Here is a 14,545-nt window from a genome sequence, read left to right as displayed (position 1 = left end):
CTAATCTTTCATTTAACCTCATCTATACTTAATAAGTGTTCCATAAGCTATTAGTTCACCCTCACTATTTAACTATGTAGAAGTAAACTGTTTTTTAGTGAATTATTACCACTCTCTTTTCTCGCTATAAAATAGTCACTTCATTTCGTTTAATTATTAATTGAATAACAACAATTTACTAATACCTTAATTGAAAGGTCACTTAATATGAAATTGAAGAAAAAAAGAAACAAACCATTAAGAATCAATGATATAACCATTATTGATGATAGCAAACTTAAAAAAGCCATTACTGCGGCAGCGTTAGGTAATGCAATGGAGTGGTTTGATTTTGGTGTATATGGCTTCTTGGCTTATGTATTAGGTCAAGTGTTTTTCCCTGGTGCATCACCTGGCGTACAAATGATCGCAGCACTTGCGACATTCTCAGTCCCATTCCTTGTTAGACCATTAGGTGGGGTTGTATTTGGTATGTTGGGGGATAAGTTTGGACGACAAAAAGTCTTATCTGTCACCATCATAATTATGGCATTAAGTACTTTTGCTATCGGTCTTATTCCTGGGTATGACACCATTGGAATTTGGGCACCCGTCTTACTGTTATTAGCAAAACTAGCCCAAGGCTTCTCAATTGGTGGTGAGTACTCAGGTGCGGCGATTTTCGTTGCCGAATATTCACCAGACCGTAAACGGGGCTTTATGGGAAGCTGGTTAGATTTCGGCTCTATTGCCGGCTTCGTTATGGGGGCGGGTGTTGTTGTCCTTATCTCAACTATTATGGGTGAAGCTGCATTCCATGAGTGGGGATGGCGTATTCCATTCTTCTTGGCATTACCTTTAGGTCTGATTGGCTTATATTTACGTCATGCCTTAGAAGAAACCCCGGCATTCCAACAACATGTTGATGAAATGAACAGCGATGATCGTAAATCTATCGAAAATCCGCCACGTGTTTCATTACGAGAAATCGCTTCCAAGTATTGGAAAAGTTTAACGGTATGTGTGGGCTTAGTGATTGCGACTAACGTCACTTACTACATGCTGCTAACCTATATGCCAAGTTATTTATCCCATAACTTAAATTATTCCGCTGATCATGGGGTCTTGATCATCATCGCGATTATGATAGGGATGCTATTTGTTCAGCCTGTGATTGGATTACTGAGTGATAAAATTGGTCGTAAACCTTTTGTTATCGGGGGTAGCGTTGGACTGTTTATATTGGCATATCCGGCATTTATGATGATTAACAGTGATGAAATCGGCTTAATTTTCTTAGGATTATTAATTCTTGCGGTTTTATTAAACTGTTTTACTGGGGTGATGGCCTCTATTTTACCGGCTATTTTCCCAACCCATATTCGTTATAGTGCCTTAGCTATTGCATTTAATATCTCGGTATTAATTGCTGGTGCCACACCAACTGCAGCGGCTTGGTTAGTTGAATCGACTGGCAATTTATATATGCCCGCCTATTATCTAATGGTAGTTGCTGTTGTCGGTTTGATAACGGGTATAAAAATGATTGAAACAGCCAACAAACCATTACGTGGAGCAACACCGGCAGCATCAGATAAATCAGAAGCGAAAGAGATTTTATCTGAGCACTATGACAATATCGAACAACGTGTTGAAGATATCGAAGCGGAAATTGAAGCATTACAGAAAAAACGCCAAGCGCTTATCGATCAACATCCAAAATTAGATTAAGAGAGGTTACATGCACTCAGCGCCTGTTCATTTAGTTTGGTTCCGTCATGATCTAAGAGTGACCGATAATAAAGCGCTCTTTTATGCTTGCCAAAATACACAGGCGCAGGTGCATGCCATTTTTACCGTCACGCCTGCACAGTGGAAAGCCCATCATATGGCTTTATCACAGCAGGCGTTTATTCATGATGCATTGCTTAATCTTTCCCATGCGCTAGCTAAATTAAATATTCCACTGACACTTATCATCAGTGATACATATGCTGATGCGGCACAAAGTATTGTGGATTATTGTCAGCAACATCAGGTCACTGCGCTATTTTTTAATCATCAATATGCGCTTAATGAGCAAAACCGTGATAAAAAAGTAATGGAATTACTCGCCCATAACACCACGGTTTATTGTTACCACGATAACGTTTTTGTGCCACCGGGGAATGTTGTGACCCAACAAGGAGAGATGTACAAAGTCTTTACTCCTTTTAGAACCGCATTTTTACGGCTATTTCTGTCGCAAGATAATGCTTCATTACCAGCCCCCGAAATAAGAGCACACCAAAAAGCCGTTTCACCGTTAAGTGCACCACTTTTTGCACTACCAATATCATCAACCAAGATGTTCCCAGCAAGCGAACAAGCAGCGTTACAGCGTTTAAAACAGTTCTGCTATGAAAGGGTGATACATTATGCAAAATGGCGAGATATTCCTGCTATTGATGGAACCAGTCAATTATCCCCTTATCTTGCCATAGGCCTAGTGTCTGTGCGCCAATGTTTTAATCGCCTTTACCAAACAGAGCCTGATTTCTTAGAAAATAACCATTCCAGTGCATTTGTTTGGTTTAATGAGTTAGTTTGGCGCGAGTTTTATCAACATCTAATAGTTGCTAACCCGAGTTTATCCAAACAGATAGCTTTTCAACCATGGACAGAAAATATTCGCTGGCGTAATGACCAAACTGAATTTACCGCTTGGACACAGGGCTTAACAGGCTTTCCTATTATTGATGCCGCGATGCGACAACTGAATCAAACCGGCTGGATGCACAATCGCTTACGTATGCTGACGGCAAGTTTTTTAGTCAAAGATCTATTAATTGATTGGCGCTGGGGGGAAAATTATTTTATGTCACAATTAATTGATGGTGATTTCGCGTCAAATAATGGTGGCTGGCAATGGGCAGCATCAACAGGCACTGATGCTGTGCCTTATTTTCGTATTTTTAATCCGACCACCCAAGGACGTAAGTTTGATCCTGATGGTGAGTTTATCCGCCACTGGCTACCAGAGCTTGCTGATGTCCCAGATCGCGATATCCATACTCCTTCTGAATGGGCAATCAAAACAGGTCACTACCTCGATTATCCACAGCCAATTGTTGATCACGCCAAAGCACGAGTAACTGCAATTGCGTCTTATGAAGAGGCCAAAAAAAGGTAAAATAGCGCGATATTATCTCTCAATCCTTGGCGGGCTATTGTGAAAACACCGATTATTTCTGTTATCGTTCCTATGTTTAATGAGGCATCTCGCATTACGCGATTATTAGAGAGCCTACTTTGCCAAACCTTTCACGACTTTGAAGTGATCATTATAAATGATGGCTCAACGGATAATAGTGTTGACATCGCTATGCTCTATTGCCAACAAGATAATCGTTTTCACCTTTATCACCAAACTAACCAAGGGTTATCTAGCGCGAGAAATACTGGCTTAAAATATGCTCAAGGTGATTGGATAGTCTTTTTTGATAGCGATGATTTTATTAAACCTCAATTACTGGCACATTGGCATCAATTAGCCTGCGAACAACATATCGATGTATTAATTGGCAATGGTGAACGCTATGATGTACATAATCCACAAAAGCATCAAACTACCATCCATCAACGTCAACCTTATCAACAAGTGATCAGCGGTCAAGAGTGGGTGATCCATGCCGTTACGCAACATCAATGGCCACATTTTGTTTGGTTACAATTTATTCGCCACGAAATAATCAAAAAACATCACTTACGCTTTATTGATGGCCTTTATCATGAAGATATTTTGTGGACGACACAACTTGCACTGGTCACTCAACGTATCGGCTTTGATGATCAACCTCTTTATTACTATTGCGCTAATCCTAACTCTATTACGCGTAAACCTAATCCACAAAAAGAAGCCAAGCGCGCACAAAGTTATTTGCAAATTGTTATACAACTCTTGCAGCTTGCAGATAAACAACATCAACCACTATTAGCCAACGCGTTGCGCCAACAAGCACTACGTGAACTTGGCAGTTTCTTTATTCTTTTTCGTAAACGCTGTGATACAAAAAACCAAACCATCATTGCACAGCAATTTAGGACTTATCACCTCTTTCCAGCCCTTAATAAAGGCGCCCAAAATTGGCATCAACGTTGGTTTATTTGCCGTGTTTATTGCGTTCTTTATTGGCATCGTTGGAAAAAAAGATAAAAAAACAGCGCTAAATTTAGCGCTGTTTTACTAATAGAATAACCCAATTGCGACCACTAGCCGGTATTACGCATACCCGCTGCAATACCTGCGATAGTCACCATCAACGCTTGTTCAATACGTGGATCAGACTCGCTATGAGTACGAGAGCGTTGCAATAGCTCTGCCTGTAAGACGTTAAGTGGATCAGTATAAACATTACGCAATGCGATAGATTCAGCAACCCACGGTAAGTCCGCCATTAAATGCTCATCTTTGGAAATCGCTAATACACTCTTAATATCATCAGAGAGTTGTTGACGTAATTTCGCCCCTAATGGCCATAAATTTTCTTCGACTAAACGCTGATCGTAATACTCCGCAAGCCATAGATCCGCTTTTGCATACACCATCTCTAGCATAGCAATACGAGTATTAAAGAAAGGCCAATTCTCACACATATCATCCAATACGGCTTGTTTTCCGTTATCTATCTCATGCTGTAAAGCAGCACCGGCCCCTAACCATGCGGGTAACATTAAACGGTTCTGAGTCCAAGCGAAGATCCACGGAATAGCACGCAATGTTTCAACGCCTCCTGTTGGACGACGTTTAGCTGGTCGAGAGCCTAATGGTAATTTACCTAATTCACCTTCTGGCGTCGCTGCACGGAAATAAGGCACAAAATCTTTTTCGCCTCTGACATAGCCACGATACATCTCGCAAGATACATCAGATAAAGCATCCATAACCTCAATCCAAGCTGTTTTTGGCTCTGGAGGAGGTAATAAATTAGCTTCTAAAATCGCACCAGCATAGTGAGCCAGACTACTGATAGTCACTTGCGGTAAGCCAAATTTAAAGCGGATCATCTCCCCTTGCTCTGTCACTCGCAACCCACCTTTTAAACTACCCGGTGGTTGTGATAATAATGCAGCATGCGCCGGCGCACCTCCACGGCCGATAGTACCCCCACGGCCATGAAATAGCGTTAATGTCACGCCTGATTTCTCACATAACTTAATTAATGCATCCTGTGCTCGGTATTGTGCCCACGATGCCGCCATCACACCCGCATCTTTCGCTGAGTCAGAATAGCCAATCATTACCATCTGTTTGTTATCTATTAAATCGCGATACCACGGAATATCAAACAGACGGGTCATCACACTTTCTGCGTTATTTAAGTCTTCTAACGTTTCAAATAATGGTGCTACAGGTAAACGAATATCTGCCCCTGCTTCTTTTAGTAATAGTTTAACGGCTAATACATCCGAAGGGACTTTCGCCATGGAAATCACATAAGAAGCAATAGAATCTTTTGGTGACTCAGCAATCACCCGACAGGTTTCAAATACCTCTTTAGTTGCTTCACTCGGTTGCCAATGAGTAGGGATCAATGGACGTTTAGAGTTAAGTTCTGTCAGTAAAAACGTCTGTTTTTGCTCTTCAGACCAACTAGCATAATCACCAAGCTCTAAATATTGCGTTAATTCAGACAGCGCTTCGGTATGATTAGTGCTTTCTTGGCGAATATCGAGTCGCACCAGCTGTAATCCAAAACAACGGATACGGCGCAAAGTATCTAATAACTGTCCATTGGCAATAATGCGCATACCACACTGATGCAGTGATTGGTAACAAGCATACAAAGGTTCCCAAAGTGCTGAATTATCAATCAGTAAGCCTTCAGGAGGTAATGATTGCTGACCTTTGATACGTTGTTCTAAATAATCACGAGTCACTTGTAAGCGAGTGCGCAATTGTTTGGCTATTTCACGATAAGGCTCGGCAACATCGGCACCGCCGGCTAATTCGCGTAATTCTGGTGTGCTTTCTGTCATAGACAGCTCAGAAACGAGCACCTGAATATCATTTAAAAATAGATCGGCGGCTTTCCAGCGACTAAGTAATAATGCATGACGGGTAATTTCAGCGGTAACATTTGGGTTACCATCACGATCTCCCCCCATCCATGAAGTAAAGCGAATAGGAGAAGCTTCTACTGGTAAATTGTAGTCAATAGACTCTTCTAACTGTTCATTAAATTCACGTAAGAAAGCAGGCACACCTTCCCATAAGCTATTTTCGACCACCGCAAAGCCCCATTTCGCTTCATCAATAGGGGTTGGGCGAATTTTTCTGATCTCATCGGTATGCCACGATTGCGCAACCAATTGGCGTAAACGGCGCATAATATTGGTACGTTCATAATCGGCAAGATCATCATGATCAAGCTGAGATAAGCAAGTATTGACTTCCACTAGCTTATGAATAAGCGTACGGCGAGCAATTTCCGTTGGATGAGCCGTTAAGACTAATTCAATCGAAATTTGTTCAACGGCTTGTTTGAGTTGCTGATTAGTAAAATTTTTATCTTTCAGCCGTTCAATTAATTTAGCCAATGCCACAGGATTACTTGCCGCCTCGCCATGAGGAGAAATGCTATGGTATTGCTCTGCTACATTAGTCAGGTTTAAGAATTGGTTGAATGCTCTAGCAACAGGTAATAACTCATCATTAGAGAGATTTTGTAAGGTTAATAGTAGCTTTTGTCGCTGAACTTCATTACCTGCTCGTGATGACTTAGATAACTTTCGGATAGATTCCACTTTATCTAAAATTTCTTCACCGAGTGCCTCTTTTATCGTGTCGCCGAGTAGTTTGCCAAGCATGCTGACATTACTACGCATAGCAGAATATTGTTGATTCATAAGACTCCTGACCTTGGCTTTGTGTCGGTAACAACATACTTTTTACTAAGAAAAAGTCATGTCCTTCCAGTTGTGTAATTAATTTTCATTTTTTATGTGACTTTATTGTGATTTTTGTGATAAGCCACACTGCTTTTTACTTATAGCCTACTATTCATATCAGAAAATAAGCGTTTTGGGGGAATTTTCTGAAATTTAATTACGGCTTTAGTGTTATAAGAATGGCTAATATCGACGTTGTTTTTGCTCAATATTAACCATAATAAGGACATTTTTTTGTTTCTTATCGTCTAAGAAGCGTTTTTTACTAGAAAGGGTGAAATAAGTAAAAATTTATCTGGCGAAAAATTTAGATGAATTTTTTTAATATTGATAAATTGTCTGGTGTTTTTTCTCCAACTTCACCCTATCGATACTTCTTAAATAGAAAAGGCGCTGACTATGCAGCGCCTTGTGTTAACAAATAGCACATTCACTTTTTCAATGAATCAATCTTTTTTTCTACGTTTTCTTTAAGATCAGATGCACCATGTTTTAAATCGTGGGCAACTTCAGATAATTTTTCTTCTGTCCGATGCTTCACCTCCGTCGCTTTATCTTTTAGCTGATCAACATGTTTTTCAATTTTTGACATTAATCGCTCCTTTGTGACTAGAGATGATTTAAGTATAGCCAAGGTTAAAAATAACGACGTGCTGTAGCTCTCATTTTATCACCCTTGATTGGCTTTATTTGCTCGCTTACTTCGTTTAGAGATCTTCTCTAAATAGCCCATCACAAAAGCGGAAAAAACAAACGTCAGATGTAGCACCACATACCATAATAACTTGTTATCGGGGATATTTTTTAAGTCCATAAACACCCCTAACAAATGAATAGAAGAGATAGCAACAATAGAAGCAGCAACTTTATTTTTCAGCGATTCTGCATCCATGTTACCTAACCAAGAGAGTTTATCCTTCGCTCCCTCGATTTCCATATTGGTAATAAAATTCTCATAACCTGAGAAAATAACCATTATTAATAACCCCCCCACTAATGCCAAATCAATTAGCGATAATAAACGTAAAACTAAATCAGCTTCAGATAAGGCAAATATATTGGGTAAGATCTCGTACATTGACTGAAAAAACTTAATCGTTAATGCCAACAATCCAAGAGATAAGCCAATATAGACAGGTGCAAATAACCAACGAGAGCGATACATCCATTTTTCAACAATTCTATTCATATTTCCTCTCTATCTACACAATTAATCATCATCTTTTTCAGTATAGAAGAGAAAAAAATACACAGAAAACTATCAGCAATAAAAAAATCACTGATAGTTTTGATTAAAAAGAAAATAGTCTTTTACAATAGTTGAGAAAGGCGATTGAGATCAGACTGAATAGCCCCCGCAGTCACATCACGTCCAGCACCAGGACCTCTAATGACTAATGGGTTATCACGATACCAACGGCTTTCAATAGCAAATAGGTTATCCCCCGGTAATAGTGATGCCAGAGGATGATCTTTTCTCACCGCTTCAACCCCAACCTTCGCTTTGCCGTTAGCGTCAAACCGCGCAATATAACGCAGTACCATATCCATCTCATTGGCAGCCGCTAAACGTTGTGCCATTTGTTCATTAATCACACTGCTATTTTCAAAGAAGGCTTCTAATGATCCACTTTGCGCTTGAGCAGGAACCAGCGATTCAACACGGACTTGCTCAGGTTCAATATCATAGCCAGCTTCACGGGCTAAAATAATCAATTTGCGCATCACATCTTGTCCTGATAAATCGATACGCGGATCAGGCTCGGTTAGCCCTTGTTGCCATGCTTGCTCTACCAAATCACTAAAAGGTACGCTGCCATCAAATTGTAAAAATAGCCATGACAATGTGCCGGAGAAAATACCACTGATAGATAAAATCGTATCACCGCTTTCACGTAGATCACGCACCGTATGATTAATAGGTAATCCCGCACCAACTGTCGCATTATATAACCAGTGGCGTCCTGTTTTAGAGAAAGCATCACGAGTTGCGCGATAGCGTAAACTTGATGCCGAGCCAGCGATTTTATTTGCACTAATCACATGAAAACCATAGCTGGCAAAATCTTCATAACAGGCGGCAAGCTCTTCATTAGCGGTAATATCGACCACCACTAAATCATCAAAAGGATGCGATCTCATCCATAAATGAAGCGACTCTTCACTATGCACTGTTGCTTCATCATCAAAAAAGGCCAGTGCGCGACTAGGATCAATACCTTGGTGATCTAGTAGGCTGCGACGGCTATCTACCACCCCCGCCAGAATAAATTCAAAATCACTACGTGCAGATAATGGCTCTTGTTCACGAGCAAACAGCTCTAACCAACGTGAGCCAATATTCCCTTTACCAAACAGCACTAAACCAATCTGTTTTTCTGCCCTAAATAATGTTTGATGTAAACCTTGCAATAATGAAGCCGTATAGTTACGTAATACCGCAACTAAACTGATGTTATCTTCCGCGTGCCAAATAAACTCTACCGGTTGATCTTTAAGTTGTTGGTAGAAACGGTGGCAATGGAGTGGATTTTTACATACCCCGGCGCCAACTAAAGCAACGAGAGAAAAGCCCTCTCGCAGATGTAATTTACCCGGTAAGGCCGCATCTTGCAGAACATCTAACGCACTATTAGCGACTTCACTGGTGTAACACAACTGTAGCAACTGACTATCTCTATCAATACCTGTTGCCAGTGGACGAATTTGTACCCGCTGAAGTAATGCATCCACTTCTTTAGCGATTTGTTCAAAATTTTGATGTGCGGCTAATTGAAGCTCAATTAAACAAACATCATCATGGCTAGTGACAATTTTTGCCCCTGTGCCTGATGCTAATACCCGTTCAATTCGAGTTGAACCCTGCTCTGGTTGGTAACTGCAACGTAATTGTAAATCGATATTGCTCCCTGAGACGGGTTGTAGTGTGCGTGTATGCAAAACGGGCGCCGCTAATCTTGCCAGCTCGCTCGCCTCATCTAAACGTAATAACGGTAGCAAACAAGCATCTTTCACTTTTCGGGGATCGGCACTATAAACCCCTGCAACATCGCTCCAAATGGTCACTTTACCCACATCAGCTAAAGCACCTACTTGGGTCGCTGAGTAGTCACTACCATTACGGCCTAATAGCACCGTCTCACCTTGTTGATTACGACTAATAAAACCCGTTACCACAAAGCGACATTGAGGATATTTAGCCAGCAATGATTGTAACAAAGGACGCGATAAGGCTTCATTAACTTGAGGCTGTGCGGCGCGCTCTGCACATAAAAACTCTCGCGCATCTAACCACACACTAGGTAAACCCTGCTCCGTTAATAAGCTTGCCATTAATCTCGCTGACCAAATTTCACCATGACCAACGACTTCAGCATAAGTTGCATCCGTTATCGGCTTATCAAGTAAGTAACTTAGTCTTTCTAAATCAGCAATAAAGGCCTGTGAAAGAGCTTGTGCATGCTCTTTTGATAATAGTCCTTCAATTAAGGATAGCTGATAACGACGTAATTCTTGCTGAGCTTGATGGGCAGAAATACGATCACTTTGACTCAATTTTAACCAGTTAATCAGCTGATTTGTTGTCGAGCCTGCTGCAGAAACCACCATTAAATCATTAGGTTGGCTATAATTTGTCATGATATTCACAACTCGCTGATAACATTTTATGTCTGCAAGACTGCTACCACCGAATTTATGTAACTGACGGCAAGTTGGTTGCGCCTGTTGTTTAATCGCCACTACGCTCATGATCCATGGTTACCTTTTCGTTGCTGCATTAAACGCATTTTGTAAATCGTTGATGAGATCCAGACTATCCTCAATCCCCACGGAAATGCGCAATAAAGCGTTACTGATCCCAGCGGTTTTTCTCGCTTCTTCAGACATTCCTGCGTGTGTCATGGTCGCCGGATGACAAATTAATGTTTCTACACCACCTAAAGACTCTGCCAGTGTAAAGAGTGTTAAATGAGATAAAAAGGATTTAATTGCTTCAATCCCCCCTTTTAACTCAAAACTTAACATCGCACCAAAACCTTGTTGCTGTTTTTTCGCTATCGCGTGACCGACATGATGTTCTAGTGCTGGGTAATAAATTTTATCCACTAAGGGTTGTGTTTGTAGATAAGCCACCAATGCTTGAGTATTTTCTTGTTGTAATCGAATTCGTGGTACTAAGGTTCTGATCCCTCGTAATAACAAATAACTATCAAACGCCCCAGCAGTAACACCAATATTATTTGCCCACCAGCTTAAATCCTCAAGCTGTTTCCTACACTGACTAATCACAACACCCGCGACAAGATCAGAATGCCCATTAAGATACTTAGTGCAAGAATGCACCACTAAATCAGCCCCTAAAGCCAATGGCTTTTGCAATACCGGGCTCATAAAGGTGTTATCCGCCACCACCAACGCCCCAACTTGGTGAGCTAATTGGCTTATTTTCTCAATATCAGTGATGCGCAATAGTGGATTACTGGGTGTTTCAATAAATACTATTTTTGGTGCTAATGCCAACGCCTGTTGTAACGCTTGCTCATCGTTTTGATCAACAAATACCACACGATAAGCACCACGTTGCTGCTGACTATTAAACAGACGATAACTGCCCCCATAACAATCATGGGGCGCCACAATGACATCACCCGGTTTTAAAAAAGTCGTACAAATTAAATGAATTGCTGACATCCCACTGCTAGTAACAACCGCTCCCACCCCACCTTCAAGCTCTGCTAATGCATTTTGCACCATATCGCGCGAGGGATTGCCCCGACGAGAGTAATCATGTTCACGAGGTTGATTAAATGCTAAGAAATTATAGGTGCTAGAAAGATAGATTGGCGGTACAACACAGCCATATTGCTTATCTTCATTAAGCCCATTGTGAATGGCAATGGTTGCGGTTTTCTTCGTCATACAGACACCTTGTTACAGCGCTAAGTGGAAAAGTCGCTTACAGCATATCCAATTAGACACCAAGACGTCAATACATCTAGACATCTAAACTCCTTTACGGATAGACCAACAAATGGAATAATATAAATATTAAGGATATCGCCAGGTAACTATTGCTTTTTCTCACACCTTTAGCCAGTAACAGTCGGTGGTTTTAGAAAAGTCATGATAAACTGGCATGGCTCGTCAGAATAGGGCATCAACCCTAAACTGGCTTCAACTAAATGATATTAATTAAGGTAATCCATGGCTGAATGGAACGGTGAATATATCAGCCCTTACGCTGAGCATGGTAAAAAAAGCGAACAAGTCAAAAAAATTACAGTTTCAATCCCATTGAAAGTGCTAAAAATTTTGACAGATGAGCGCACTCGTCGTCAGGTCAATAACCTAAAACATGCCACCAATAGTGAATTATTGTGTGAAGCATTTTTACACGCATTTACCGGACAGCCTCTCCCCAATGATGAAGACTTACGCAAAGAGCGTAACGATGAAATCCCTGAAGAGGCAAAAGAAATAATGCGCCAGCGGGGTGTTGATCCCGAGACTTGGGAATATTGATCAGAAATTATTTTTGATAGCAAAAATATAACCAGAAGCCCAAAGCCAACACTTTGGGCTTCAATTTGTGCATTACTCTAGACGAGAGATACGCGAACTCGCTTCATCCAGATGATTGCGTAACGCGTTAAGGCAGGGAGAAAAATTGTCAGAAAGAGCATGACAATGAGTAAGCAAAGTATAAAACTGCTCTGCGAGTGCTAAACTCTCCCGCCAAATTTCACGGCTGATCCCATCAAGTAATGTCGCCGGTCGCAGTGTGTTGACTATTTCTCCTCCTACTTTAGGCGCAAATCCCATTGGTAGAATATCGTAAGCAGGCGCAAGCGCATATGGTCGGCCATGGAGACTAATAAACGATAAATTGCCATGGTGCATGTCAGTATTTCCAATCAACATACCAAATGCCCAACGTCGCATTGTACTTACCGAGGCATCAGGCTGAACCTGTTTTTGCTCAATTAACGCATCAACTAACACAGGCCATGGCTCTCTTGCTCGCCCGACAAACTGTGCATCTAATGCTTGTAAAGAAAAAAGTCCGACACGACCTAGAGCACCTACACGGTCAAAACGCGGTATTTCAAGAAAACGTTGCCCTTCAAAATCAAAAATTTCTGTTTCAACGCCTAGCACCTTTAAGGCAAGATGCTCAGCTTGCAGGAGATCACGCCAACGCTCGCTGATAGCATTATTGTCAGAAGCCGTAAATTTAACGATGACATGGCCTCTATCGGTATAGGTACAAAACTTGGGTTGTTCGCCACCTGCGGATGAGCCAGGATCTTCCCCTGAACTAACCGCTCGAGCTAATGTTGGGTAAGTTGTTGAACGAGCAACCACAGCAGGTATCGGCATCGCCAAAAAATGTTTTTTTGCCTGTTCCCCTATTAACAAATTTCCCACTGCATCATGACCGTGAGCAATTAAAGCTCTGATAATATCTGTGTCAGACCAACTGTCTGGATTATGTGGTAAACCCAACTCAGCGGAATAAGTCGCAGCATAAGCACGTCCAAGATACCCTTGTGGACGCATATCAAATAACCACCACGGCAATCCTTCGCTATACCGATTGACATTATCAACCTGCTCCATAACAAAACCGGCTGGATAAACTGGTGTCAATTTACCCAACAATTTAATTTTACCTTCTTCATTTATGCGATAAATGGGTACAGAGTTGAAGCCACGCGAACCATCACGTAAAGCATATTGAATAGAACGACCCGAGCCAATTTGAACAATATCATTAGACAACATTTTTAATGCCCTCGACAGGGTTGGCTGACTAATATTCATAATATTAGCTAGTTGCCTTGCTGGCTCAGGTCCATTACGTAGTATTTTTCGTATGACTTCTGCTCGTTGTGTCATGATATTAGCTACTTATAAATAGGTTAATGAATAGATAAATGAATAGGATTATGAATAGATAATTTATCAGCTGTGATCTGTCTTGTCACTATTAAAAGCGCGAACATTGGCGACGATATTACATAAAAAATGCATACAAAAGGGCGCTATCGCTTTGAGGTATATTCGATATGTTATTTTATCATTGGGAGGTCATGCTAGGTGATGAATAGAGATAGGGAAAGCTTACTATCAATAATAAAAGATCAAGCGGTTAAAGTGTGATACAAAGTGACCATAATTTGGACGATACACAATAACAAAAAGCCCAAAGCAAATACTTTGGGCTTTCTTCAATTCCGTTTTCCCTACACGTTTTCAGTGTTACCTGAAAAGTTGTGGTAACAAATATCTTATTTGCTGCCTGGGATTTTGAAACGTTTGTTGAACAGATCAACACGACCACCGGTTGCAACATCACGTTGTTTACCAGTATAGAATGGGTGGCATTTATCACAAACGTCCAGATTCAGGTTGTGGCCTGCTGTGGAGTTGATTTTCATAACGTTACCGCAAGAACAAGTTGCAGTAATTTCTTCGTATTTAGGATGAATATCTTTTTTCATGGAAAACCTCTGCTAAGGCCGTGTCGCTATTCAGCCCTCAGCCGAACACCACACGTCGTGTTGATTGAATTAAATTGTTTGGTATTTTATCTACCAAAGGGGGCGGATCATACAGAATATCCGCCAAACGC

Annotated in this window: 11 protein-coding genes; 4 read left to right on the top strand and 7 right to left on the bottom strand. The window is 41.0% G+C overall.

The window, feature by feature from the left end:
* Nucleotides 1-207 precede the first annotated feature (207 nt).
* The 3 genes from proP to AACU98_RS05270 are packed head-to-tail and all read left to right on the top strand — an operon-like array spanning nucleotide 208 to nucleotide 4,174.
* A complete protein-coding gene (proP, locus tag AACU98_RS05280) occupies nucleotides 208-1,710 on the top strand; it encodes a glycine betaine/L-proline transporter ProP (RefSeq protein ID WP_161735648.1) in 1,503 nt (500 codons plus the stop codon).
* A 10-nt stretch (nucleotides 1,711-1,720) separates the two neighbouring features.
* Nucleotides 1,721-3,151, top strand: a complete 1,431-nt coding sequence (phrB, locus tag AACU98_RS05275) for a deoxyribodipyrimidine photo-lyase (RefSeq protein WP_017827019.1) — start codon at nucleotides 1,721-1,723, stop codon at nucleotides 3,149-3,151.
* 39 nt (nucleotides 3,152-3,190) lie between these two features.
* The gene (locus AACU98_RS05270; protein ID WP_049210413.1) at nucleotides 3,191-4,174 is read left to right on the top strand and encodes a glycosyltransferase; all 984 of its coding nucleotides are present in this window, start codon (nucleotides 3,191-3,193) and stop codon (nucleotides 4,172-4,174) included.
* A gap of 56 nt (nucleotides 4,175-4,230) precedes the next feature.
* Here the strand turns inward: AACU98_RS05270 and ppc are convergent, their stop codons facing one another.
* From ppc to metB, 5 genes are all read right to left on the bottom strand, one after another.
* A complete protein-coding gene (gene ppc / locus AACU98_RS05265) occupies nucleotides 4,231-6,867 on the bottom strand; it encodes a phosphoenolpyruvate carboxylase (RefSeq protein ID WP_004246402.1) in 2,637 nt (878 codons plus the stop codon).
* 472 nt (nucleotides 6,868-7,339) lie between these two features.
* Nucleotides 7,340-7,501, bottom strand: a complete 162-nt coding sequence (locus tag AACU98_RS05260) for a hypothetical protein (RefSeq protein WP_004246404.1) — start codon at nucleotides 7,499-7,501, stop codon at nucleotides 7,340-7,342.
* A gap of 78 nt (nucleotides 7,502-7,579) precedes the next feature.
* Nucleotides 7,580-8,098 carry a TIGR00645 family protein gene (locus AACU98_RS05255; RefSeq protein WP_004246405.1) on the bottom strand — a complete coding sequence of 173 codons (519 nt, stop codon included), beginning with the start codon at nucleotides 8,096-8,098 and terminating at the stop codon, nucleotides 7,580-7,582.
* Nucleotides 8,099-8,220: 122 nt separating this feature from the next.
* Nucleotides 8,221-10,659: a bifunctional aspartate kinase/homoserine dehydrogenase II gene (locus tag AACU98_RS05250; RefSeq protein WP_004249705.1), complete on the bottom strand. Its 2,439-nt coding sequence runs from the start codon at nucleotides 10,657-10,659 to the stop codon at nucleotides 8,221-8,223.
* Nucleotides 10,660-10,668: 9 nt separating this feature from the next.
* Entirely contained in the window at nucleotides 10,669-11,829 is a 1,161-nt protein-coding gene (gene metB / locus AACU98_RS05245) for a cystathionine gamma-synthase (RefSeq protein WP_004249706.1), read from the bottom strand.
* Between the two features lie 285 nt (nucleotides 11,830-12,114).
* Between metB and metJ the strand changes: the two genes are divergently transcribed.
* Nucleotides 12,115-12,432, top strand: coding sequence for a met regulon transcriptional regulator MetJ (metJ, locus tag AACU98_RS05240; RefSeq protein WP_004246409.1), 318 nt, complete (start codon nucleotides 12,115-12,117; stop codon nucleotides 12,430-12,432).
* Nucleotides 12,433-12,504: 72 nt separating this feature from the next.
* Here metJ and yjjJ read toward each other — a convergent pair whose 3' ends face one another.
* Together yjjJ and rpmE are read right to left on the bottom strand one after the other, a co-directional pair.
* Entirely contained in the window at nucleotides 12,505-13,809 is a 1,305-nt protein-coding gene (gene yjjJ, locus AACU98_RS05235; protein ID WP_004246410.1) for a type II toxin-antitoxin system HipA family toxin YjjJ, read from the bottom strand.
* 392 nt (nucleotides 13,810-14,201) lie between these two features.
* On the bottom strand, nucleotides 14,202-14,414 hold the full coding sequence (rpmE, locus tag AACU98_RS05230) for a 50S ribosomal protein L31 (RefSeq protein WP_004246411.1): 213 nt from the start codon (nucleotides 14,412-14,414) through the stop codon (nucleotides 14,202-14,204).
* Nucleotides 14,415-14,545: the final 131 nt, after the last annotated feature.

The organism is Proteus sp. G4380, from assembly GCF_963885725.1.
GTDB classification, from domain to species: Bacteria; Pseudomonadota; Gammaproteobacteria; order Enterobacterales; family Enterobacteriaceae; genus Proteus; species Proteus mirabilis.
The sequence above is the reverse complement of the archived record's forward strand: the minus strand, read 5'-3'. Positions and strand labels throughout refer to the sequence as shown.

Bases quoted from the DNA above. Each gene is read 5' to 3' on its own strand.
- phrB (WP_017827019.1), top strand. From the start codon at position 1,721: ATGCACTCAGCGCCTGTTCATTTAGTTTGGTTCCGTCATGATCTAAGA.
- ppc (WP_004246402.1), bottom strand. From the start codon at position 6,867: ATGAATCAACAATATTCTGCTATGCGTAGTAATGTCAGCATGCTTGGC.
- AACU98_RS05260 (WP_004246404.1), bottom strand. From the start codon at position 7,501: ATGTCAAAAATTGAAAAACATGTTGATCAGCTAAAAGATAAAGCGACG.
- metJ (WP_004246409.1), top strand. From the start codon at position 12,115: ATGGCTGAATGGAACGGTGAATATATCAGCCCTTACGCTGAGCATGGT.
- rpmE (WP_004246411.1), bottom strand. From the start codon at position 14,414: ATGAAAAAAGATATTCATCCTAAATACGAAGAAATTACTGCAACTTGT.
- AACU98_RS05250 (WP_004249705.1), bottom strand. From the start codon at position 10,659: ATGAGCGTAGTGGCGATTAAACAACAGGCGCAACCAACTTGCCGTCAG.
- AACU98_RS05255 (WP_004246405.1), bottom strand. From the start codon at position 8,098: ATGAATAGAATTGTTGAAAAATGGATGTATCGCTCTCGTTGGTTATTT.
- metB (WP_004249706.1), bottom strand. From the start codon at position 11,829: ATGACGAAGAAAACCGCAACCATTGCCATTCACAATGGGCTTAATGAA.
- proP (WP_161735648.1), top strand. From the start codon at position 208: ATGAAATTGAAGAAAAAAAGAAACAAACCATTAAGAATCAATGATATA.
- yjjJ (WP_004246410.1), bottom strand. From the start codon at position 13,809: ATGACACAACGAGCAGAAGTCATACGAAAAATACTACGTAATGGACCT.